Below are 22,600 nucleotides of genomic sequence, written 5' to 3'. Positions count from 1 at the left end.
ACCGGATCAAGCGCCGTGGCACCTGGACACCGGGTGCTGACGACCGCCCTCCGCGCGCTCACGGGATCAAGACCGATGCACGACGGAGCTTGCAACACTCGCCGCGCTCAGCGGCCGTCCTCTTCGAACCGCTGGCGGAAGCGCTCCTCCATCCGCTGGGCGAAGCTGCTGCGCTTGGTCTTGGCCGGGCCCTTGCCCGCCTTGCCGCCGACCGCGTCGCCGTCGGGCTCGCCGCGGAAGGACACCACGACCAGCAGCGCCCCGAAGAACATCAGCAGGAACCCCAGCACGCTGACGATCGGAATCTCGGCCAGCCGGACCGGCATCATCACACCCAGCGGCAACAGCGCCATTCCGACCAGGAACAGCAGGGCGCCCTGCAGCTTGCGAGCGCGCGAGGGCCTGCCCAGCCGCGTGCCCCGCACGCTGGACGCGAACTTCGGGTCCTCCGCGTACAGAGCCTGCTCGATCTCATCCAGCAGCCGCTGCTCATGCTCGGAGAGTGGCATCGGTCCTCCTCTCGCAGCATGTCGGCGGCTCAGCGCACGACCTGTTCCACACCATCATCGCCCCGGCGTCTTGCGGTCTCCTGGTTCCAGGATACGAGCACGGGCACTTCAGGACTACCCGATCCACCACTTCTTCGCACATCTTCTCGGTCACGTCCCCGCCCCGCTGTCCCCGGGCCTTCCTGCGGCCTTGCCGCCGGGTGATCGTGCACGTGAACGGCCATGCGGAGCCAGCAACGAGGCCGGCCGGACGGCGGTTTCGCCGAACTTGCCGCGGGCCGCGTCCGCGGCCACTTCGACGTCCCGCCACCGCACTCCGTCGTCGCCCAACCGGAGCTGCTCGGCTACCGCCGATTCGGTCAATCCCTCCACCCGCACGCCCACCAGCCGGACCGCGTCCGAGGCGGGCACGTTGTCCCGCAGCAGGCCGGACGCCGCAGCGTGGATCTCCCGCGCCACGTCGGTGGGTGCGGGCAACGTCCTGGCCCTGGTGATCGTGGTGAAGTCGGCGAACCGGAGCTTGATCGACACCGTCCGACCCTTCAGCCCCTTCGCCCGCATGCCTGCCGCCACCCGCTCGGCCAGCCTGAGCAGCTCCCGCACCACCACCTCGACGTCGTCCTGGTCGACGTCGAACGTGTGCTCGGCACCCAGCGACTTGTCGGGAGAGCCCACCTCCACCCGACGCGGATCCCTACCGTGTGCCAGCTCGTGCAGGTGCTCGCCGAGCGCGGATCCGACCGCCTTCTTCAGCCTGGCGACGGGCGCGTCGGCGACATCAGCGACGGTGTGCAGCCCGGCGCGCTCCAGCGCTCGCGCCGTCTTGTCCCCCACGCCCCACAGTGCCGTCACCGGGAGCGGGCGCAAGAACGACACCACCTCGGCGGCCGGAACCACGACCATGCCGTCGGGCTTGGCCATCCCGGAGGCGAGCTTGGCCACGAACTTCACCGGGGCGACACCGACGGAGCAGGTGATGCCGTGGTCGGCGGCCACCCGCGCCCGGATCTGCGCACCGATCCTGGCCGGCGTGGTGCGCAGCCGCCGCAGCGCCCCGCTGACGTCCAGGAACGCCTCGTCCACGCTGACCTGCTCCACCAGCGGCGTGAACTCGTGGAACAGCGCCATCACGGCACGGGAGATCTCCCGGTACGCCTCCCGCGACGGCGGAAGATACACCGCGTGCGGGCACAGCCTGCGTGCCTGCGCCACCGGCATGGCCGACCGCACCCCGAATTTGCGCGCCGGATAGTTGGCGGACAACACCACCGACCGGGCCCCGCTGCCTGCCACGATCACCGGCCTGCCGGCCAGCTCGGGCCTGCTGCGCAGCTCCACCGCGGCGAAGAACGCGTCCATGTCGATGTGCAGCACGCCGCAGCCGGTGTCGTCCGGCCAGTCCGCCGGGTCGGTTCCGGCCGCCACCCGGAAGCGGGCGCGGTCGGCGGGAAGATCGGTGTTACGCCCCATGCTTGCGCGCGAGCACGTGCAGCCGCGCCGCGATCTCCCGCAGCGGGGACCGCCCGGCCGCGGCCTGTTCGAATGCCGTCAGCTCACCGTCACCGGCGTCGGCCACCGCGTCGGACACCACACCGTGGCCCTGCAGCACCTCGATCCGCAGCCCGGCCGCCTCGATCAGCCGGGTCAGGCCGCCGACGTCGAACCGCCGCAGCAGCTCCCCGCCCGGCTCGGCGCTGGGCACCACCCCGTCGGCCGACTCGAGCAGTTCCCGCGCCTCCGTCAGGCGCCCGGCCATGGCTCGGCTGAGCACCGCCGCATACCGGTTGGCCACCAGCACCGACACCGCGCCGCCGTCGGCCGCCACGGCCGCGATCGCGGCCAGCGCCGCCGCCGGATCGTCGACCACTTCCAGCAGCCCGTGCGCCAGCACCAGGTCGGCGGACCGTTCCGCGATCGCCGACGGCAACGCCTCGACGTCCTCGGCGACGACCGTGATCCGGGACGCCACACCCTCGTCCGCAGCGCGCCGATGCAGCGTGGCGACCGCGTTCGGATTCGGCTCCACCACGGTGACCGCGCATCCGGCCCTGGCCAGCGGCACGGCCCAGCCGCCGCTGCCACCGCCGACGTCGACCACCACGGGCTGCCCGCGGCCGCGCTGCCGCGCGGCCGTCAGCTCGGCGTCCAGCACTCGGTGGACCACGTCAGCCCCGCGCACACCGCTCGCGCTCTCCAACCGCATGGGCAAAGCCTAGGCCGGTCGGGGGTTGCCTCGCTCGTCTGGGCGGTTAGTCTCGTGCCGTGCAAACCGTCGCCGTGCTGAGCCTCAAGGGTGGTGTCGGCAAGACGACCGTGACCCTCGGTCTCGCGTCCGCCGCCCTCCGCCGTGGCATCAAGACCTTGGTGATCGACCTCGATCCGCAAGGCAACGCCACCGCCACGCTCGACCCTCAGCCGGCCCAGTTCGGCCTGGCCGAGGTGCTCACCACCCCGCGCCCGCCGGTGCTCAGCCAGGCCGTGTCTCGCTCGGCGTGGGACGAGCAGGTGCATGTGCTGACCGGCAACCACGCGCTGGAAGAGCTCAACGAGGGTCCGGACGAGGGCACGCTGCCCAATCTGGCCAGGGCCATCGCGTGGTACGCCGACCCGGCCAACGGGCCGCGCTACGAGCTGATCCTGCTGGACTGCCCGCCGTCGCTGGGCCGCCTGACCCGCTCCGCGCTGCTCGCCGCCACCGGCGCCCTGGTGGTGACCGAGCCGACCATGTACGCGGTGTCCGGCGCCCAGCGGGCGTTCGCCGCCATCGAGCGCACCCGCAAGGAGCACAACCCGCGCCTGCGCGCGCTCGGCGTGGTGGTGAACAAGTTCCGCAGCCGGTCGCACGAGCACATGTACCGGATCGCGGAACTGCGGGAGAGCTTCGGGCAGCTGGTCATGCCGGTGGCGCTGCCGGACCGGCTGGCCGTGCAGCAGGCCGCCGGTTCGTGCACGCCGATCCACGAATGGTCGACCCCGGGGGGCCGGGAGATCGCGCTGGCGTTCAACCTGGTCCTGGCGCGCATGCTGCGCTCGTCCCGGCGCGGCAGGCACCACCTGGAGCCGCCCGAGGCGGACGAGGAGGAGACCTCGGGCGACGCCGAGCGGAACGGCTCGGCCAACGGCTCCGCGCTGCAGGCGCCGGTGCGCAGGCCACCCGCGAACGCGCCACGGCGCCCGGACGAACCGCAGCCGGCCAAGCGCTGACATGGCGGGACAGCTGTTCGAACGCGTCGTCCGCCCGGCGCTGTACCGGGTGGGCCGGGGCGACCCCGAGCTGGTGCACGAGCGGACGATGGCGGCGCTCCGCCGGGTCGCCAAGCGGCCCTTGCTGCTGTCCGCGCTGCGCCGCCGGTACGCGGTGCACGCTCCCGTGACGGTGTTCGGGGTGCGGTTCCCCAACCGGGTCGGGCTCGCCGCGGGGATGGACAAGGACGGGCTGGCACTGCCGGTGTGGCCCGCGCTCGGTTTCGGGTTCGTCGAGGTCGGGACGGTGACCAGGTACGCCCAGCCGGGCAATCCGCGGCCACGGCTGTTCGCGCTGCCGCGCAGCCGGGCGCTGGTCAACCGGATGGGGTTCAACAACGCGGGGGCCGACGTGCTCGCCCAGCGGCTGGCGGCCACCGGCCCGTTGCCCGTCCCGCTCGGGGTGAGCATCGGCAAGTCCAAGGTCACCGAGCTGGCCGACGCGGTCTCCGACTATCAGCACTCACTGCACGCGCTGTATCCGTACGCGGACTACTTCGCGATCAACGTCAGCTCCCCGAACACGCCCGGCCTGCGCAGGCTGCAGGACCGGGCGGCGCTCAACGACCTGCTCGCCGCGCTGCAGCACCTGTCCGGTGAGCTGGCCGGTGCCCGGCCCAGGACACCGTTGCTGGTCAAGGTGGCCCCCGATCTCACCGAGGACGCGCTGGCCGAGCTGCTGGAGGTGGCCGCCGAGCACGACGTCGCCGGGATCATCGCCACCAACACCACGCTCGCCCGCGACGGCCTGCACCCGGACGAACAGCACATCGGCAGGCAGAGCGGCGGGCTGTCCGGCAAGCCGTTGACCGAACGCGCGCTGCACGTGGTGCGGTTCGTCGCCAAGCAGACCGGCGGAACGGTGCCGATCATCGGCGTCGGCGGCATCAGCGGCCCGGACGACGCGCTGCGCATGCTGGACGCCGGAGCCAGCCTGGTGCAGCTGTACACCGCGTTCATCTACTCAGGGCCGGCGCTGGTGCGGCAGATCGCCCGCACACTGCCGCGGGCCTGAGGCCGGCGCTGCGGTGGGCGGACCGGGCCTCAGGTGCCGTTGAGCTCGCGCAGCGCCGAGGCCATTCCGGCGAGCCGGTCGGTGGCGTCGGTCAACGCCGCCTGGGCACCGGCCACGCCGCTGTCCCTGGCCGCCACCGCCTTGCCGGCCGCGGCGATCAACCCGCCGTAGGATTCGATCCCTTCGTCCAGCTGGGCGCGCAGCTGCCGGATGGCTTCGGTCAGCTCCTGCCGCTGGCCTGCCGGAGCGGCATCACGCGCCCGCTCGACCGCCACGATGCGCTGACCGAGCTGGTGCAGCGCGGAAGCCGCCTGTGCCGCCGTTTGCCTGGCCTGCGCCACCGACACCTCGTCGACGGTCACCCCGCTGCCCCGGGCGGACAGCTGCTCGAGCAAGTCGTGCAACGACGCTTCGGCACGCTGCAAGCGGTGCAACGGCTCCCGCGCCACGGACGTCTTGGCGGGGAGCAGGCGGCGCGGCGGGGGCGGCGTCATGGCATTCAGCCTGCGCAGCTTCACCGCCGAACGCACCGCCAGGGCACCCGTGACCAGCAAAGCGGTGAGGAAGACCCAGTTGCCGTAGGCGATGGCCACCGTGCTCAGCACGGCCAGCACCGACCAGACGAACACCCCGCGCCTGGCGCGCTCCGTGCGCCGCCGGTGACGCGCCGCGGGATCGGTGAAATCCAGCCACTGCCGCGCCGCTTCCGCGGCGATCGCCCGCAGATCCGGACGCCGGACCAGGTCCATCGGCCCGCTCACGCCTTGTTCTGCTCAGCCTGCACGCGCTTGGCGATCTCGGCCTGGATCTCCGCGCTCGGCGTGGGCTTGTCGGCCACGGCGCCGGCGGCGCCCGCCTTGGCGGTGCCCTCGCTCCCGTCGGTCACCTGGGCCACCGACTCACCCTTCAGCGAGGCGCGGATCTGCTCCAGGCGGTTGTGCCCGGCCAACTGCGTGGTGGAGTACTGCACCTCGAGCATGCGGCCCTGCACCGAGTTCTGTGCCAGCTCCGCCGACCCGACCGCGGTGGCGTACCGCCGCTCGATCTTCTCCCGCACCTCTTCCAGCGACGGGGTGTTCTTCGGCGCCGCCAGCTCGGTCATCTGGGTCAGCGACTTGGCGATCTGCTCCTGCATCCTGGCCTGTTCCAGCTGCGACAGCAGCTTGGTCCGCTCGGCCAGCTTGGCCTGCAGCATCTGCGAGTTGCGTTCCACCGCCCGCTTGGCCTGCTCGGCCGCCTGCAATGCCTGGTCGTGCAGCGTCTTGAGGTCCTCGACGCTCTGCTCGGCCGTCACCAGCTGGGCGGCGAAACCCTCGGCCGCCACCTCGTACTCGGCCGCCTTCTTCTCGTCGCCTTTGGCCCGCGCTTCCTCCGCCAGCACCAGCGCCTGCCGCGCCGACGCCTGCAGCTTCTCCACCTCACCGAGCTGCCGGTTCAGCTTCATCTCCAGCTGCCGCTGGTTGCCGATCACCTGAGCGGCCTGCTGCGACAGCTCCTGGTGGTTGCGCTGCGCCTCCTCGATGGCCTGCTGGATCTGCACCTTCGGGTCGGCGTGCTCGTCGATCTTGCTGGAGAACGCCGCCATCAGGTACTTCCAGAACTTCACGAACGGATTGGGCTTGGCCATCGTCTCTGCCTGCCTTCTCGCTTCCCGGTTGTCTGTGCTCGCACTCCGCGCCGATCACCGCAGTCGGCGGAACGGCCGTTCTTCCCCTCCGGTGTGCGGCTGGTTCCATCGTGTCAGGTTCCCACCGCACCGACCAGGTGACCCACGGAAAATCAGGGATCCCCCGGAAGGGACCCCGGGCGGACCCGTCGACGCCGTCGCGTCCTCGTGCCGAGGTAACCGACGGTGACCGCGCATGCGTGGTCGACGTCCACGCTACCTGCACGTTCGCGGGCGCGTGGCATTCTTCGGCAGATGAGGCGGATGCGCTCGGCAGAAGCCGCCGCCTTGTCCGCATTCGTCCGCGCTCACGGGCGCGGCGAACCGCACGGACTGCGGAAACTCCGGCGTCGATCAGGCGACGAAGACCTGCATACCGGGCGAACTGATCGTGGTGCGCAGCGCCACGTTCTCCCCGGACTTGACGACCTCGCCCTTGTTCTCCGGCTGCCGCGAGCCTTCCTGGGACTCCAGCTCCATGGCGTCCATCGCGGCCACGTCGCTGGCCACGTTGTACAGCAGCTCGGACAACGGCAGCTCGAGCGCTTCGCAGATCGCGGCGAGGAGTTCGCTGGAGGCTTCCTTCTGCCCTCGTTCGACCTCGGAGAGGTAGCCCAGGCTCACCCGCGCCGACCGGGACACTTCCCGCAGCGTGCGCCGCTTGTTGGTGCGGGCATGACGTAGCCGGTCACCGATCGCCTCGCGCAACAGCACGGCCATCGCGAGCCTCCTCTCCGCTCGGTCCGGGTGGTTCCACACTACCCAGGGAGATCACCGGACCGCAGATTCGCGTGTGAACTTTCCGCCGAGGGCGAACGTCACGCGCCGGTGGGTGACGTCATCGTCATCAACGCCCCTAGCGAGAGAGATGTTCCCCGAGCAGGCGCAACGCATGCTCGATGGTGGCACGCCGCACAGCGGCCCGGTCCCCGGACAACTGCAGCCGCCACGACGAGCTGGTTTCGGCGTCGGCGATGCCCACGTACACCGTCCCCGCGGGAACACCGTCGGCGGGCCCCGGCCCGGCCACGCCGGTCAACCCGATCCCCCAGTCCGCGTGGCATCGTGCCCTGGCTCCCGCGGCCAGGTAGGCCGCCACGTCGGCGTCCACCGCGCCTGCGCGGGTGAGCAGATCGCGCGGAACGCCGGCAAGTTCGATCTTCAGCTGGTCGGTGTAGACGATGAGCCCACCACGGACCACGTCGCTGGCCCCGGGGACGGCGGTCAACTCGGCGCACAGGCCACCGCCGGTGAGCGACTCGGCGGTGGCCACCGTCTCACCACGCGCGCGCAGCCGCGCGACGATCCCCTCGGCCAGCTCGCTCACCGTTCTCCCCTACTGGGCAACTCGCCTCCCCACCGCACGCAGCCGCAGGGCACGGATCACGTAGTCGATCCCGGTGACCACGGTGAGGATCACCGCCAGCCCCATCAGCACCCAGCGCACCGGGTCGACCGCGTCCGGCAACGGCAGCAGGTACACCCCGATGGCCACGATCTGGGCCATGGTCTTGGCCTTGCCGCCCCGGCTGGCCGGGATGACGCCGTACCGGATGACCCAGAACCGCAGCAGGGTCACGCCGATCTCCCTGGCGGCAATGGTCAGCGTCACCCACCACGGCAGCTCGCCGAGCAGGCTCAAGCCCACCAGCGCGGACCCGGTCAGCGCCTTGTCCGCGATCGGGTCGGCGATCTTGCCGAAGTCGGTGATCAGGCCGTACTTGCGGGCCACCCACCCGTCAACCTGGTCGGTCAGCGAGGCGACCGCGAACAGCACGGCCGCTGCCAGTCGCCATCCGAGGTGGTACTCGCCGTCCGGCTCGCTGCCGAGGAACAGCGCGACCAGGAACACCGGAACCATCACCAGGCGGGAGACGGTCAGCAGGTTGGCCACGTTCAGCAGCGGCACCCGCGCCGGCTTCGCCTGCGGCTGCTCCTGGGGTGTCGCCGCGGTGGCCGACCCCGCCGTGTCCTTGCGCTCCGGTCGTTCTGCTCGCGGTGCCTCGCCGGCCTTGCTCACCCGTCGCTCACGACCTCTCGGCTGGTGGTTGCGGTCCGATCACCCTGACCCGCAGGTCGACCCCCTCGGCCTCGAAGACCTCGCCGAGCACCAGCGCTCCCGGCCGGATGTCGGCGAGCTCCGGCCCGCCGTGCAGCAGGCACTCCCCGTCCTCGGGTCCCTGGTGGGCCGCACGGCCCACCGGGATCCCGTCCTCGATCCGGTCGACGAGCACCTCGACGGTGCCGCCCACGCGCTCTTCCGCACGCTCCGCGGTGAGGTGCTCGACCAGGTCCAGGATGCGCTGCACCCGCTCGTCGATCACGTGCCGCTCGAGTTTGCCGTCGAAGCGCTCCGCCTCCGTACCGTCCTCGTCGGAGTAGCCGAACACGCCGACCACGTCCAGGCGCGCCTCGCTGAGGAACCGCTCCAGCTCGTCCACGTCCTCCTCGGTCTCCCCGGGGAAACCGACGATCACGTTCGTCCGGATGCCTGCCTCCGGCTCGTAGGCGCGGATCTGCTCGATGAGCGCCAGGAACGTCTCGGTCGAACCGAACCGGCGCATCCGCCGCAGGATCGCCGGGCTGGCGTGCTGGAAGGACAGGTCGAAGTACGGCGCCACGCCCGCGGTGGACGCGATCACCTTCACCAGGTCGGGCCTGGTCTCGGCGGGCTGCAGGTACGACACCCGCACCCGGCGGATCCCGTCGATGCCGGCCAGCCTGGGCAGCAGCTCCTCCAGCGCCCGGCCGGCGCCCTGCCCGAGGTCCTTGCCGTAGGACGTGGAGTTCTCGCTGACCAGATACAGCTCCCGCGCCCCTTGCTCGGCCAGCCAGGTGGCTTCCGCGACCAGCTCGTCCGGATGCCGGGAGACGAACGAGCCGCGGAACGACGGGATGGCGCAGAACGAGCAGCGCCGGTCGCAGCCCGAGGCGATCTTCAGCGCCGCCGTCGGCGACGACGTCAGCCGCTTGCGCGCGGTTGGCACCCACCCGTGCCCGGGGAGGGCCACCGACGTGCTCGCCTGCGGGCGCGCCACCGGCGACAGCGGCAGCAGCTTCCGCCGGTCGGACGGCGTGTGCGCGGGAATCGCGCGCCCAGCCAGCACGTCCGCGAGCCGTTCGGACAACCGCGGGTAGTGATCGAAGCCGAGGACCGCGTGCGCCTCCGGCAGGCTCTCGGCCAGCTCGGCCCCGTACCGCTCCGCCATGCAGCCGACCGCGACGACCTTCTTGCCGGTGTCCGCGGCGGCCAGCAGCGTGTCGATCGAGTCCTTCTTCGCCGACTCCACGAAACCGCAGGTGTTCACCACCACCACGTCGGCTTGCTCGGCGTCGTCGGACAGCTCCCAGCCGTCGGCACGCAGCCGCCCGGCCAGCTCCTCGGAGTCGACCTCGTTGCGCGCGCACCCCAGGGTCACGAGCGTGACGCGGCGCGGCCGGGCGCGGTCGGCTGGTGTGGTGGGATTCGACACAGGCTTCAGGGTAGCCGGGCGCTAGATTGGGCGCGTGCAGGATTCCTCCCCAGCCAATCCATCCTCGGATTCCCCGGCGAAACAGCAGCCGGAAGTCGTGGTGGTGCGCAAGGCCCGCATCGCGGACGTCCCCCAGATCAAGGCGCTGATCGACTCCTATGCGGGCCGCGTGCTGCTGGAGCGCGAGCTGGTCACGTTGTACGAGGACGTCCAGGAGTTCCACGTGGCCGAGCAGGCCTCCGACGGCAGACTGCTCGGCTGCGGGGCGCTGCACGTGTTGTGGGAAGACTTGGCCGAGATCCGCTCGGTCGCGGTGCACCGGTCCGCGCGCGGCCGCGGCATCGGGGACGCGCTGGTCACCGAGCTGATCAAGACGGCACGGGAGCTCGGGCTGCGGCGGATCTTCGTGCTGACCTTCGAGACGCGCTTCTTCGGCAAGCACGGCTTCAAGGTGATCGAGGGAACGCCGGTCTCACCCGAGGTCTACGAGGAGATGCGTCGCTCCCCCGACCCCGGTGTGGCCGAGTTCCTCGACCTGCCGTACGTCAAGCCCAACACGTTGGGCAACACCCGCATGCTGCTGGAGCTGTAGCGGCGCGAGCTGCTGGAGCTGTCGTGGCGAGGTGGCGGAGCTGCCGGTGCCCGCGGAGGCAAAGCGACCGGCACCGGCACCCACCCGGCGCTAGGTCGGCCCGGTCGCCGACGATCGTGCACACTGCCCGTATCCACCGGCGACGGCGCGACACTGCCCTTGCTCCGACGCTGCGCAGGGGCCAGGCCAACAATTCCTCCGGCTATTCCTCCGGCGGGGCGTCGCCGCGGATCAACGCCAGGGCCTGCTGCAGATCCTCCGGCTTCACCAGCACCTCGCGCGCCTTCGACCCCTCCGACGGGCCGACGATGTTGCGGGACTCCAGCAGGTCCATCAGCCTGCCCGCCTTGGCGAAGCCGACCCGCAGTTTGCGCTGCAGCATCGACGTCGACCCGAACTGCGAGGTGATGACCAGCTCGGCCGCCTGCAGCAGCAGGTCGAGGTCGTCGCCGATGTCGGCGTCCACCTCGCGCTTCTCCGCCGCCTTGGCCTGGGTGACCCCCTCGGTGTAGTTCGGCTCGGCCTGCTCCTTGGTGAAGTTGACGACCGCGGCGATCTCGTCGTCGTCGACGTAGGCGCCCTGCAGCCGGATCGGTTTGCTGGCGCCCATGGGCAGGTACAGCGCGTCGCCCATGCCGATCAGCTTCTCGGCGCCGGGCTGGTCGAGGATGACCCGCGAGTCGGTCAGCGACGACGTGGCGAACGCCAGCCGGGACGGCACGTTCGTCTTGATCAGCCCGGTGACCACGTCGACCGACGGCCGCTGGGTGGCCAGCACCAGGTGGATGCCCGCGGCCCGCGCCTTCTGGGTGATCCGCACGATCGCGTCCTCGACGTCGCGCGGCGCCGTCATCATCAGGTCCGCCAACTCGTCGACAATGGCCAGGATGTACGGGTACGGCCGGTACTCGCGCTCGCTGCCCGGCGGCGCGGTGATCTCGCCCGCCTTCACCTTCCGGTTGAAGTCGTCGATGTGCCGGACCCGGGACGCCTGCATGTCTTGGTAGCGCTGCTCCATCTCCTCCACCAGCCAGGCCAGCGCGGCCGCGGCCTTCTTTGGCTGGGTGATGATCGGCGTGATCAGGTGCGGGATGCCCTCGTACGGGGTCAGCTCGACCATCTTCGGGTCGATCAGGATCATTCGCACCTCGTCCGGTGTGGCCCTGGTCAGCAGCGAGACCAGCAGCGAGTTGACGAAGCTGGACTTGCCCGAGCCGGTGGAGCCGGCCACCAGCAGGTGCGGCATCTTGGTCAGGTTGGCCGTCACCATGTGGCCTTCGATGTCCTTGCCCAGCCCCATCACCATCGGGTGCGGGTCCTTGGCGGCGATCGGCGACCGGAGCACGTCGCCCAGCCGTACCAGCTCGCGGTCGGCGTTGGGCACCTCGATGCCCACCGCGGACTTGCCCGGGATCGGCGCGAGCAACCGCACGTTCTCGGTGGCCGCCGCGTACGCAATGTTCTTGGTCAGCGCGGTGATCTTCTCCACCTTCACGCCAGGACCGAGCTCCACCTCGTAGCGGGTCACCGTCGGTCCCCTGGTGAACCCGGTGACCTGGGCGTCCACCGCGAACTGCTCCAGCACCCCGGAGATCGCCTCGATCATCGCGTCGTTGGCCCTGCTGCGTGCCTTCGGCGGGTCCCCGACCCGCAGCAGCGTGGGCGGCGGCAGCTGGTAGTCGCCCTCGACCGTGCGGATGACCGACAGCAGCGGTTCCTGCTTGGCGGGCTTGCGCTCGCGCGGTTGCCGGCGCGCGGCCCGCGCCGGTGCCTGCTGGACATCGGGCTGCTCGTCGTCGGCGCCGGCCTCCGCCTGGGCGGCTTGCCGCCGGCGCGCAGGCCTGCGCAGCCGCACGTCGCCCTGCGCGACCGCCTCCCCGTCGCGCTCGCCGGCGGCCTGCTCGGCCCGCTGCCGTTCGGCGAACTGCCGCTCTTCCTCGGTCATTCCCCAGGTGCGCAACCGCTCGGGGATCTGCCGCACCGACGTGCCGGTGAACACCAGCAGGCCCCAGATGCCCGCGATCATCAGCAGCGGCACGGCCACCCACGACGTGACGCCCCTGGCCAGCAGGTCGCCGGAGAACCAGCCCAGCCACCCGCCCGCGTACTGCACGTCCTCCATCTGCTGCGGGCGGCCGGTGAAGATGTGCAGCAGCCCGAGCAGCGCCAGCGCCATCATGAGCGTGCCGATGACCATCCGGGGGCGGGTCTCCGGCCGCGGCTCGCTGCGCATCAGCGCGATCCCGGTGACGATCAGCGCCAGCGGGACGAGCACCGCGCCTGCGCCGACGACGGTGCGGAAGCCGTACTCCACCCACGTGCCGACCGGCCCGGCGGCCCGCGCCCACACGCCGACCGCGGCGACCAGGGCGATCGCGATCAGACCGAGCGCCAGCCCGTCACGGCGGTGCTCGGGATCCAGGTCGCGGCTCCGCCCGACCGCGCGCGCGGCCGCGCCCACGGTGCGCGCGATGACCATCCAGGTGCCCCTGACGAGCGCGCCGAACGCACCGGACGACTGCTTGCGGGCCGGTGCCCGGCGGCCGGACGACGAGCGCGCGGCGGGTCTGCGGCCGGCACTCCGTGTGCGTGCCGCCGTGTTCCGCCCGGTCCTGCGGCCTTTGGTCGGCGTGGCCATACCCCCACCGTAGCCCGAACGGCACTTCAGCCCCAGGCGCCACTCGCGTACCAGGCCGCAGTTTTCTCAGACCGCGCGTCGACCTCGCGGATGCCCCGTGTCATGCTTTGCGCCCATGGTGGGTACTCGCAGAGTCGGCATCGGACGCGGACGCAGGTCGTGGGCGTACCAGGACACTCCGCACCTGTGGCAGAGCCTGCTCACCGCGTCCATCCCCGCGGTGGGGCTGATGGGAAGGCTCCAGGTCACCGGGAACGTCCCGGCCCAGCTGCGCGGCCGGTCGCTGTTGCTGGCCGCCAACCACATCGGCGTCTTCGACGCGATCGTGCTCATGGCCGCATGCCGGCGGATCGGGATCGCGCCGAGGTTCATGCTGGCAGGCGGCCTGCTGGACGCCCCGGTTCTCGGCCCGGTGCTACGCGCGACCGGCCATCTGCGCGTCGACCGCAAGGACAGCATGAGCGCCATCGAGCAGTTCGCAATCGCCGCCAAGCAGCTGCGCGAGTCCGACGTGCCGCTGCTCGTCTACCCCGAGGGCCGGATCAGCCACGACCCGGGCCTGTGGCCGGAACGCGGCAAGACCGGGGCGGCCAGGCTGGCGCTCTCCGCCGGTGTTCCGGTGGTGCCGATCAGCCAGTGGGGCGCGCACGAGGCGGTCTACTGGGGCACCGAGACCGTCAGCGGCGTGGCGGACGTCGTGCCGCTGCTGCGCTCCGGCATCACCTCGCCGTTCCGCCGCCCGACGTTCAAGGTGCACTTCGGCGAGCCGATCGACCTCGGCGACCTGGACCCGGCCAAACCGGGTTCCGGACGCAAGGCGCACGAGCGCATCATGCGCGCCATCACGCAGAACCTGATCCCGTTGCGGGCGGACGAGCCGGTGCGGCCGCGGTTCCACGATCCCACGCGTCCGACCGACAGCGTCAGCCCCTGGAAGCCGGACTTCGCGCGCTGAGCGGTCGCCGGCCGGCAGCCGCGACCCGACGGCCCGCGCGACGGCGGCTCGGCCGGTGACCTCGACCAGCCGAGCCGCCGCGCGTCATCGTCAGGAGTGTGCCGTCACGTCCGCCGCGACCGCCTGAGCACCACCAGCCCGAGCACGACGGCCAGCACCGCCAGGACCGGGGCGAGCCGCTTGAGCATCGGCCCGCCCGCGACCTGCAGCAGGTTGATGGCCTCCGGCTCGGCCTGCGACGGCTGGGACCGCCCGGACGATCCGGCACTCGGCTCGTCCGCCGACGGCGCTTGCGCCTGACCGCTGGCGGCCGTGCCGCTTTCCGGCGTCCGCTGCCCGGCCGCCTGCGTCGCGGAGGCCGTGTCACCGTCCTGGCCGCCGGCGTGCCCGGAGTTCCCGGACAGCTCCTGGCCCAGGTTCTTGGCGAACTCGCCGAGCAGCCGTCCGCCGACCTCGGCGATCAGCCCCCGCCCGAACTGGGCAGGACGGCCGGTGACCTTGAGCTCGCTGACCACCTCGCCGTGCGTGGCACCGCCTGCGTCGGTCAGCGTCACGGTGGCCGACCCGGACGCCGTCCCGGCACCCCGCACGTCCTTGCCGGAGGCCTTGATCACCAGCCGCTTGGCCTGCTCGTCCTTGTCGACGTAGGCGCCCTTGCCCTTGTACTTGAGGTTGACCGGGCCCAGCTTGACCTGGACGGTCGCGGCGAACTCGTCGCCGTTCACCTCGTCCAGGGTGGCGCCGGGCATGCACGGCGCCACCCGGTGCGGGTCGAGCAGGGCCTGCCACACCTCGTCCAGCGGGGCGTCGACGGTGAACTCGTGGTTCAGCTGCATGCCGCGGTCACCGCACGTTCGGTCAGGACCTTCGCCAGGTGCTCCCGGTACTCGGCGTCCGCGTTGCCGTCCGCGGTCGGCAGGGTGCCGTCCACGGCCCGGGCGGCCGCGGCCTTGATCACCTCCGGGCTGGCCTGCTGGCCGACCAGCGCCTCCTCCACGCCCCGGGCCCGGACCGGGACCGACGACATGTTGGTCAGCCCGACCCGTGCCTCGGCGATGGTGCCGTTGTCCACCCGCACCGCGGCGGCCACACCGCAGATCGACCACGCCTGGGCGACGCGGTTGAACTTCTCGTAGTGCGCCCGCCAGCCGGTGTACTTCGGCACCCGGACCTCGAGCAGCAGCTCTCCGGGCCGCAGCGCGGTGGTGAAGTAGTCGACGAAGAACTCGCTCGCCGGTACCTCGTGCCTGCCGTCCATGCCCGCCACCACGAACGTGCAGTCCAGCGCCAGCGCCGGGGCGAGCAGGTCACCGGCCGGGTCGGCGTGCGCCAGCGCGCCGCCGAAGGTGCCGAGGTGACGCACCTGCGGGTCGGCCACCGTCTCGGTGGCCAGCGCCAGCAGCAGCGCGTGCTCGCGGACCAGCTGGTTGTGCTGCACTTCGTGGTGCGGCGTGGTGGCGCCGATGACGATGTGGTCGCCGGCGTCCCGGACACCACGGAGTTCCGTGATCCGGCCGATGTCGACGATCTTCGACGGTGCGGCCAGCCGCATGCGCAGTACCGGCAGCAGGCTCTGCCCGCCCGCCAGCACCTTGGCTTCGTCGCCCGCGTCGTGCAGCTCGCGGACCGCGTCGTCCACCGTGGCCGGAACCACGTAGTCGAATGCCGCGGGGATCACTGGGCACCTCCAGACGCATCGATCGAACCGAGGCCGCCGCCTGCTTCGCCGCCGGGGCCGCCTTCGGCACGGGTTCCGCTGTGCACGGCCCGCCACACCCGCATCGGGGTGCAGGGCATCTCGATGTCGTCGACGCCCAGGTGGCGCACCGCGTCGACGATGGCGTTCACCACCGCGGGCGTGGCGGCGATGGTGCCCGCTTCCCCGACGCCCTTGGCACCCAGCGGGTTGGTGGTCGCCGGTGTCTCGGTACGGTCGGTGACGAACGACGGCAGGTCCGCCGCCGACGGCAGCAGGTAGTCGGCGAACGTGCCGGTGGTCAACGTGCCGGACTCGTCGTGCACCGCGTCCTCGAACAGCGCCTGCGCGATGCCCTGCGCCACGCCGCCGTGCACCTGGCCCTCCACGATCAGCGGGTTGACCACGGTGCCGACGTCGTCGACGCAGACGTAGGACCGGATCTTCACCTGCCCCGTCTCGGTGTCGACCTCCACCGCACACAGATGCGTGCCGTGCGGGTAGGAGAAGTTCTCCGGGTCGAACGTCGCCTCGGAGTCCAGGCTCGCCTCCATGCCCTCCGGCAGGTCGTGCGCCACGTGCGCGTGCAGCGCGACCGACTGGATGTCGGTGGCCTTGTCGGTGCCGCGCACCGTGAGCTTGCCGCCGGAGAACTCGATGTCGTCCTCGCTGCACTCCAGCATGTGCGCGGCCAGCTTCTTGGCCTTCTCGATCACCCGGTCCGCGGCCATGACCAGCGCGGTGCCGCCGACCGCCAGCGAACGGGAGCCGTAGGAGTCCATGCCCTTGTGCGACGCCGCGGTGTCCCCGTGCAGGACCTCCACGTCCTCGAACGGCACCCCGAGCCGGTCGGCCACGATCTGGCTCCACGCCGTCTCGTGCCCCTGGCCGTGCGGCGACGTCCCGGTGATCACCTCGACCTTGCCGGTGGGCAGCATCCGGATCGACGCGTGCTCCCACCCGCCTGCGGCGTACCGCAGCGCACCGAGCACTCGCGACGGCGCCAGGCCGCACATCTCCGTGTAGGTGGACACCCCGATGCCCAGCTGGACGGTGTCGCCACGCTCGCGCCGCTCCCGCTGCTCCTGGCGCAGCGCGTCGTAGCCGAACAGCTCCAGCGCCTTGGCGGTGGCCGCCTCGTAGTTGCCCGAGTCGTAGGTCAGGCCCGCCACCGTGGTGAACGGGAACTCCTCGTGCTTGATCCAGTTCTGCCTGCGCAGGTCGATCGGATCGCGGCCGAGTTCGGCGGCCAGCTCGTCCATCATCCGCTCGATGGCGAACGTGGCCTCGGGACGCCCGGCACCCCGGTAGGCGTCGGTCGGGGTCTTGTTGGTGAACACGTTGGTGCACTCGAACCGGTAGGCGTCCATCTTGTAGATGGCGTTGAACATGAACGCCCCGAGGATCGGCACACCGGGCGTGACCAGCCGCAGGTAGGCGCCCATGTCCGCGAGCAGCTCGACCTTCAGGCCCTTGAGCGTGCCGTCGGACGCCGCCGCCAGGGTGATCTTCTGGATCTGGTCGCGGCCGTGGTGGGCCGACTGCATCGACTCCGAGCGCGTCTCGGTCCACTTCACCGGACGTCCCAGCCTGCGCGCCATGAGGAACGTGATGATCTCCTCCGGCGTCACCTGCAGCTTGCCGCCGAATCCGCCGCCGACGTCCGGCGCGATGACCCGCACCTTGGTCTCCGGCACCCCGGTGACCGCGGAAATCATCCACTTCAGGATGTGCGGGATCTGGGTGGCCGACCACACCGTGATCTGCTCACCGGTCGGGTCGACCAGCACCGACCGCGGCTCCATGAACGACGGGATCAGCCGCTGCTGCCGGAACGTGCGCTCCAGCACCACGTCCGCCTGGGCGATCGCGTCGTCGATCGCGCCGCCGCTGCCCGCTTCCGCCGAGTCGAACACCCAGGTGGCGCACTTGTTGGTGCCCAGCTCCGGGTGCACCAGGTCGGCACCCTCGGCGAGCGCCTCGTTCATGTCCAGCACGACGGGCAGCTCGTCGTACTCCACGTCGATGGCCTCCAGCGCGTCGACCGCTTCCGCCGCCGACCGCGCGACCACCGCGGCCACCGCCTCGCCGGCGAAGTTCACCTCGTCGACCGCCAGTGAGGGCGCGTTGGGGATCTTGATGTCCTCGGTGATCGGCCAGGCGCACGGCAGGCTGCCCTGTTCCTCGGCCACGTCGGCACCGGTCACCACGGCGATCACGCCGGGCTTCTGCTTGGCCGCGCTGGTGTCGATCTTGCTGATCCTGGCGTGGGCCACCGGGCTGCGCAAGAACGCCAGGTGCAGCATGCCCGGCAGGGACAGGTTGTCCGTCCACCTGGTCCGCCCGGTGATCAGCCGCGCGTCTTCCTTGCGCAGGCGGGCGCGACCCACCTCCGGTTCGGCAACAGCGGTCATGACTGCGCCACCTCCGAAGGCATGCTCGCGCCGACCGGTTCACGCGACGTCTCGGCTTCCGGCGCCGCGGACGGCTGCATCTTGTCGGCCGCCGCCCGGACCGCCCGGACGATGTTCTGGTAACCGGTGCACCGGCACAGGTTGCCCTCCAGCCCGGCGCGGATCTCCTCCTCGTCCGGGTCCGGGTTCTCCTTCAGCAGGTCGACCGCCTGCATGATCATTCCGGGCGTGCAGAAGCCGCACTGCAACGCGTGGCTGTCGTGGAACGCCTGCTGCACCGGATGCAGCTGCCCGTCCGCGGACAGGCCTTCGATCGTGGTGATCTCGCGGCCGTCGGCCTGGACCGCCAGCACGGAGCAGGACTTCACGCTCTGCCCGTCCATGTGCACCGTGCAGGCGCCGCAGTTGCTGGTGTCGCAGCCGACGACGGTGCCGACCTTGCCCAGCTTCTCGCGCAGGTACTGCACGAGCAGCATGCGTGGTTCGACATCGTCGGTGTAGGAGGTTCCGTCGACTGTGGTGGTGATGCGCATGGGGCCTCCAGCTCGGTCGTGGATGCACCCGGCGGGACTCGATCGTCGGGAGCCGACGACGGTTCACCCGTGCCCGGTGATCGCCGTCACACAACTGAGGATGGCCGCTCAGCGGGTTCACCGCAAGGTCACATTTCGGTTACCGCAGCGCGTCGCCGTGGATGGGCCCGGACACCTCGGTGAGCCGCCGGCCGTCGCCTCCCCAGCGCAAAGCGATGATCTCCGCGGCGATCGAGACCGCGGTCTCCTCCGGGGTGCGGGCACCGAGATTCAGCCCGATCGGTGATGCCAGATTGCTCAGCTCGTCGTCGGTCATCCCGGCCTCGCGCAGCCGCTGCAGGCGGTCCTCGTGGGTGCGCCGCGACCCCATCGCACCGACGTAGCCGAGCTTGGCGCGCAGTGCCACCTGCAGCACCGGCACGTCGAACTTGGGATCGTGGGTCAGCACGGTGACCGCGGTGCGCTCGTCCACCCGCCCGGCGTCCACCTCGGCCTGCAGGTACCGGTGCGGCCACTCGACGATCACTTCGTCCGCGTCCGGGAAGCGCGCCTTGGTGGCGAACACCGGGCGCGCGTCGCACACCGTCACCCGATAGCCGAGCAGCGCGCCCACCTGCACCATCGCCCGCGCGAAGTCGATCGCACCGAACACCAACAGCCGCGGCGGCGGCTCGAACGCGTTGACGAACACCGACAGGCCTTCGCCCCGCCGCTGCCCGTCCGGGCCGTAGTGCAGCGTGTCGCTGCGCCCGGCGGCGAGCAGGCCGCGTGCGTCGTCGGTGACCGCGTCGTTGACCCGGTCGCTGCCCAGGTCGCCGACCGCGCGATCGGGCCAGATCACCCGCCGGGCACCCACCCGCTGCGGATCCGGGTGCTCGATGACGGTGGCGATGGCGACCGGATGCTGTGCCCGCACCGACTCGACGACCTCGCCCAGCTCCGGGAAGTCCTCCCTGGAGTACCGGTCGACGTAGACGTCGATGATGCCGCCGCAGGTCAGGCCGACCGCGAACGCGTCGTCGTCGGAAACCCCGTACCGCTGCAGCACCGGCGTGCCGTCGGTGATCACCTGCTGGGCCAGGTCGTAGACGGCTCCTTCCACGCAGCCGCCCGAGACGCTGCCCGCCACGGTGCCGTCCTCGGCGACCAGCATCGCCGCGCCCGGCGGGCGAGGTGCGGACGAGAACGTCGCCACGACCGTGCCGACCCCGACCTTCTCACCTCGCTGCCAGCGCTGGAAGAGATCATCCAAAACGTCGCGCATCGCGCATCACCTGCATCAGTCGTTCCAACGTGGCCAGGCTGTGCCCGGCCAGAAGCTTGTCCACGTGCGGCAATGCGGCCGCGATGCCGGATTGCACCGGTACGTAGCCGTCTTTCCCCGCATGGGGATTCACCCAGAATACGGCGAATGCGAGCCTTTTCAGCCTGGCGACTTGTTCGCCCAGCAGGCCGGGATCGCCGCGCTCCCAGCCGTCGGAGAAGACCACCACGATCGCCGACCGCGCCGTGCCGCGCTGCCCCCAGCGGTCGAGGAACGCCTGCAGCGTCTCGCCCAGCCGGGTCCCGCCCGCGAAGTCCGGGACGGCCTTCGCCGCGGCAGCCAGGGCGTGCTCGGGGTCGCGCAGCCGCAGCTGGCGGGTGATGCGGGTGAGCCGGGTGCCGATGGTGAACACCTCCACCCCGCCGGGAATCCGGCAGCACAGCGCATGGGCGAACCTGATGAGCGCGTCGGCGTACGGCTCCATCGATCCGGAGACGTCCACGAGCAGGACCACCCGGCGCGGTTTGACACTGCGCGACCGGTGCAACAGCACCGTCGGCTCACCGCCAGCCGCCAGCATGGCCCGCACGGTCCGCCGCGTGTCCAGTCCCCCGCGGCGCGCCGGTCGTTGCCGGATGGCGCGGCGCAACGGCGGCCGAGGCCGCAGCAGCGCGATCAGCTCACGCAGGTGAGCCCGTTCCTCGGCGGTCAGCTCGCCGAGGTCGCGATGTCGCAACCGCTCGGCCTCACTGGCCCCGACCCGGTGCAGGTCGCCCGGCGAGCCTTCGTCGCCGCCGTCCCCGGCCGGTTGCGGGGTCAGGCTCGCGATGGTCGGTTGCCTGGGCCGGACCCCGCCGGGCCGCTCCGGCTGCTGGTGCAGAAACCACTGGCGGAAGACACCGTCGTACAGCGCGATGTCGTCCGGGTCGCCGCACAGCGTGAGCCTGCCTGCCCAGTACAGCGCGTCCGGCTGGGCGAGATCGACCGACCGCACCGCTTCCAGGTAGGCGGTGACCCGGTCCATGCTCACCGGCAGCCCGGCGGCCGACAGTGCCCTGGTGAAGGCGACCAATCCGGACAGGACGTCCGGCCGGCCGGACCGGGTGCTCGGCGTGCCGACGGTCGTCATGATCACTCCGCCAGCAGCTCGGCCAGACCGGCCGCGCGGGCCCGCTCGATGTCCTCCCGGAACTTCAGCACCGCGCCCAGCGTGCGGTCGGCGGTCTCGGCGTCCAGCGTTTCCCCGTCCAGGCACAGCAACGCCCGCGCCCAGTCCAGCGACTCGGCCACCCCGGGCGGCTTGAGCAGCTCCAGGTCGCGCAGCCGCCGTACCGCCGTGGCCACCTGCTCGGCCAGCCGTTCCGAGATGCCCGGCAGCCTGCTGCGCAGGATGGCGACCTCGCGCTCCACGCTCGGGTGCCCGAGCCAGTGGTACAGGCAGCGGCGTTTCAGCGCGTCGTGCAGCTCGCGGGTGCGGTTGGAGGTCAGCACCACGATCGGGGGCTGCTCGGCACGGACTTCGCCGAGCTCGGGGATGCTCACCGCGCTCTCGTCGAGCAGCTGCAGCAGGAAAGCCTCGAACTCGTCGTCGGCCCGGTCGATCTCGTCCACCAGCAGCACGCAGCGCTCCTGCAGGGCACGCAGCAACGGGCGGGCGAGCAGGAACCTCGGCGTGTACAGCGAACGCTCGGCTTCCTCCGCGTCGAGCGCACCGTCGGAAGCGGCCTCCAGGGCGCGCAGATGCAACAACTGGCGCGGAAAATCCCATTCGTACAGCGCCTGTGCCGCGTCGATGCCTTCGTGGCACTGCAGTCGCACCAGCGGCAGGCCAAGCGCTTGCGCCAGCGCCACCGCCAGCGACGTCTTCCCGGCGCCCGGCTCGCCCTCGCACAGCAGCGGGCGGCGCATGCGAATGGCCAGGAAAGCAGCCGTCGCCACGCCGTCGTCGGCCAGGTAGCCGGTGGTCGCCAGGCGCTCGGCCACCGCCTGGGGGCTGGTCAGGTCGGCAACATCGGCTGGGTGAGCGGCGTCGGTCACACCTCGAGGCTACCGCCTGGCCGCCGCGGGACAGTCGATCGAACGGGTCACGCTTCCATCGGCCGGGTGGGCACCGCGCACCCGGTCTTGACCGGGTCCAGCACGAACAGCGTGGTCAGCTTGCGGACGTTCTCGTCGGCTTCGAACAGCCGCTCGGCCAGCTCACGCACCTCCGGCAGGCCGTGCGCCGCCAGGATCACCACGTAGTCCCACACCCCGGAGACGTCGTACACCTGCTGCACCTGGGGCGTGCGCTTGAGCAGATCGCAGAACGCGCGGCGGTGTTCGGGGGTCTGGCGCTCGACCGTCACCAGGCACACGGCGAGCACCAGGTCGGGCACCTGGCTGGTGTCCAGCACGGCGACCTTCCGTTCCAGCAGCCCGCCCGCCTTGTAGCCCTCCACCCGGCGCAGCACGGCACTGGGCGACAGCCCGACCAGCTCGCCGAGATCGCGCAACGTCCGGTCGGCATCGGCCTGCAGTTCGGCCAGCAGCCGGTGATCGATGTCGTCCAGCGCCAACGGCTTCCCGGGCATGCAATAATTTTGCGCTCGCAGCACACATC

At 71.4% G+C, this 22,600-nt stretch carries 22 protein-coding genes; 4 read left to right on the top strand and 18 right to left on the bottom strand.

Annotated features, from left to right (window positions below):
- Nucleotides 1–107 precede the first annotated feature (107 nt).
- From YWY_RS0103735 to YWY_RS0103725, 3 genes are all read right to left on the bottom strand, one after another.
- Entirely contained in the window at nt 108–509 is a 402-nt protein-coding gene (locus YWY_RS0103735; protein WP_028846518.1) for a DUF3040 domain-containing protein, read from the bottom strand.
- 150 nt (nt 510–659) lie between these two features.
- Nucleotides 660–1,979, bottom strand: a complete 1,320-nt coding sequence (dinB, locus tag YWY_RS20130) for a DNA polymerase IV (protein ID WP_084608879.1) — start codon at nt 1,977–1,979, stop codon at nt 660–662.
- Entirely contained in the window at nt 1,969–2,712 is a 744-nt protein-coding gene (locus tag YWY_RS0103725; RefSeq protein ID WP_028846517.1) for a methyltransferase domain-containing protein, read from the bottom strand. Before YWY_RS0103725 ends, dinB begins: the two co-directional genes overlap by 11 nt.
- A gap of 59 nt (nt 2,713–2,771) precedes the next feature.
- Between YWY_RS0103725 and YWY_RS20125 the strand changes: the two genes are divergently transcribed.
- Nucleotides 2,772–3,713 (top strand): ParA family protein, encoded by a 942-nt coding sequence (locus tag YWY_RS20125; protein WP_084608878.1) that lies wholly within the window; start codon nt 2,772–2,774, stop codon nt 3,711–3,713.
- A 1-nt stretch (nt 3,714) separates the two neighbouring features.
- Complete coding sequence (locus tag YWY_RS0103715) at nt 3,715–4,767, top strand: quinone-dependent dihydroorotate dehydrogenase (RefSeq protein WP_028846516.1); 1,053 nt, start codon at nt 3,715–3,717, stop codon at nt 4,765–4,767.
- 29 nt (nt 4,768–4,796) lie between these two features.
- Here the strand turns inward: YWY_RS0103715 and pspM are convergent, their stop codons facing one another.
- The 6 genes from pspM to rimO all read right to left on the bottom strand — a co-directional run bounded on the left by pspM (nt 4,797) and on the right by rimO (nt 9,906).
- Nucleotides 4,797–5,528, bottom strand: coding sequence for a phage shock envelope stress response protein PspM (gene pspM, locus YWY_RS20120; protein WP_156899091.1), 732 nt, complete (start codon nt 5,526–5,528; stop codon nt 4,797–4,799).
- Nucleotides 5,525–6,394: a PspA/IM30 family protein gene (locus tag YWY_RS0103705; protein WP_028846515.1), complete on the bottom strand. Its 870-nt coding sequence runs from the start codon at nt 6,392–6,394 to the stop codon at nt 5,525–5,527. Before YWY_RS0103705 ends, pspM begins: the two co-directional genes overlap by 4 nt.
- Before the next feature lie 393 nt (nt 6,395–6,787).
- Nucleotides 6,788–7,153: a helix-turn-helix domain-containing protein gene (locus YWY_RS0103700; protein ID WP_028846514.1), complete on the bottom strand. Its 366-nt coding sequence runs from the start codon at nt 7,151–7,153 to the stop codon at nt 6,788–6,790.
- A gap of 136 nt (nt 7,154–7,289) precedes the next feature.
- Complete coding sequence (locus YWY_RS0103695) at nt 7,290–7,760, bottom strand: CinA family protein (protein WP_028846513.1); 471 nt, start codon at nt 7,758–7,760, stop codon at nt 7,290–7,292.
- A gap of 9 nt (nt 7,761–7,769) precedes the next feature.
- On the bottom strand, nt 7,770–8,342 hold the full coding sequence (gene pgsA / locus YWY_RS20115) for a CDP-diacylglycerol--glycerol-3-phosphate 3-phosphatidyltransferase (protein ID WP_038044445.1): 573 nt from the start codon (nt 8,340–8,342) through the stop codon (nt 7,770–7,772).
- 118 nt (nt 8,343–8,460) lie between these two features.
- A complete protein-coding gene (rimO, locus tag YWY_RS0103685; RefSeq protein ID WP_038044362.1) occupies nt 8,461–9,906 on the bottom strand; it encodes a 30S ribosomal protein S12 methylthiotransferase RimO in 1,446 nt (481 codons plus the stop codon).
- A gap of 97 nt (nt 9,907–10,003) precedes the next feature.
- Between rimO and YWY_RS0103680 the strand changes: the two genes are divergently transcribed.
- Nucleotides 10,004–10,498: an amino-acid N-acetyltransferase gene (locus YWY_RS0103680; protein WP_028846511.1), complete on the top strand. Its 495-nt coding sequence runs from the start codon at nt 10,004–10,006 to the stop codon at nt 10,496–10,498.
- 202 nt (nt 10,499–10,700) lie between these two features.
- Here the strand turns inward: YWY_RS0103680 and YWY_RS0103675 are convergent, their stop codons facing one another.
- A complete protein-coding gene (locus YWY_RS0103675) occupies nt 10,701–13,136 on the bottom strand; it encodes an FtsK/SpoIIIE family DNA translocase (RefSeq protein ID WP_028846510.1) in 2,436 nt (811 codons plus the stop codon).
- 229 nt (nt 13,137–13,365) lie between these two features.
- Here YWY_RS0103675 and YWY_RS20110 point away from each other — a divergent pair, with 229 nt between their 5' ends.
- On the top strand, nt 13,366–14,091 hold the full coding sequence (locus YWY_RS20110; protein ID WP_245566544.1) for a lysophospholipid acyltransferase family protein: 726 nt from the start codon (nt 13,366–13,368) through the stop codon (nt 14,089–14,091).
- A 104-nt stretch (nt 14,092–14,195) separates the two neighbouring features.
- Here YWY_RS20110 and YWY_RS0103665 read toward each other — a convergent pair whose 3' ends face one another.
- From YWY_RS0103665 to YWY_RS0103630, 8 genes are all read right to left on the bottom strand, one after another.
- The gene (locus YWY_RS0103665; RefSeq protein ID WP_028846509.1) at nt 14,196–14,927 is read right to left on the bottom strand and encodes an SRPBCC family protein; all 732 of its coding nucleotides are present in this window, start codon (nt 14,925–14,927) and stop codon (nt 14,196–14,198) included.
- The gene (locus tag YWY_RS0103660; protein ID WP_028846508.1) at nt 14,918–15,769 is read right to left on the bottom strand and encodes an FAD binding domain-containing protein; all 852 of its coding nucleotides are present in this window, start codon (nt 15,767–15,769) and stop codon (nt 14,918–14,920) included. Before YWY_RS0103660 ends, YWY_RS0103665 begins: the two co-directional genes overlap by 10 nt.
- Nucleotides 15,766–18,201 carry a xanthine dehydrogenase family protein molybdopterin-binding subunit gene (locus YWY_RS0103655; protein WP_028846507.1) on the bottom strand — a complete coding sequence of 812 codons (2,436 nt, stop codon included), beginning with the start codon at nt 18,199–18,201 and terminating at the stop codon, nt 15,766–15,768. The genes YWY_RS0103660 and YWY_RS0103655 overlap by 4 nt, the downstream gene beginning before the upstream one ends.
- Entirely contained in the window at nt 18,198–18,734 is a 537-nt protein-coding gene (locus YWY_RS0103650; protein ID WP_028846506.1) for a (2Fe-2S)-binding protein, read from the bottom strand. Before YWY_RS0103650 ends, YWY_RS0103655 begins: the two co-directional genes overlap by 4 nt.
- 139 nt (nt 18,735–18,873) lie before the next feature.
- Nucleotides 18,874–19,998 (bottom strand): XdhC family protein, encoded by a 1,125-nt coding sequence (locus YWY_RS0103645; protein ID WP_028846505.1) that lies wholly within the window; start codon nt 19,996–19,998, stop codon nt 18,874–18,876.
- Nucleotides 19,979–21,127: a vWA domain-containing protein gene (locus YWY_RS0103640; protein ID WP_051309700.1), complete on the bottom strand. Its 1,149-nt coding sequence runs from the start codon at nt 21,125–21,127 to the stop codon at nt 19,979–19,981. The genes YWY_RS0103645 and YWY_RS0103640 overlap by 20 nt, the downstream gene beginning before the upstream one ends.
- Nucleotides 21,128–21,129: 2 nt before the next feature.
- A complete protein-coding gene (locus YWY_RS0103635; protein ID WP_028846503.1) occupies nt 21,130–21,999 on the bottom strand; it encodes an AAA family ATPase in 870 nt (289 codons plus the stop codon).
- Between the two features lie 83 nt (nt 22,000–22,082).
- The gene (locus tag YWY_RS0103630; protein WP_028846502.1) at nt 22,083–22,571 is read right to left on the bottom strand and encodes an Lrp/AsnC family transcriptional regulator; all 489 of its coding nucleotides are present in this window, start codon (nt 22,569–22,571) and stop codon (nt 22,083–22,085) included.
- Between the last annotated feature and the right edge of the window lie 29 nt (nt 22,572–22,600).

The sequence above is a fragment of the Thermocrispum agreste DSM 44070 genome (assembly GCF_000427905.1).
GTDB lineage: Bacteria > Actinomycetota > Actinomycetes > Mycobacteriales > Pseudonocardiaceae > Thermocrispum > Thermocrispum agreste.
The sequence above is the reverse complement of the archived record's forward strand: the minus strand, read 5'-3'. Positions and strand labels throughout refer to the sequence as shown.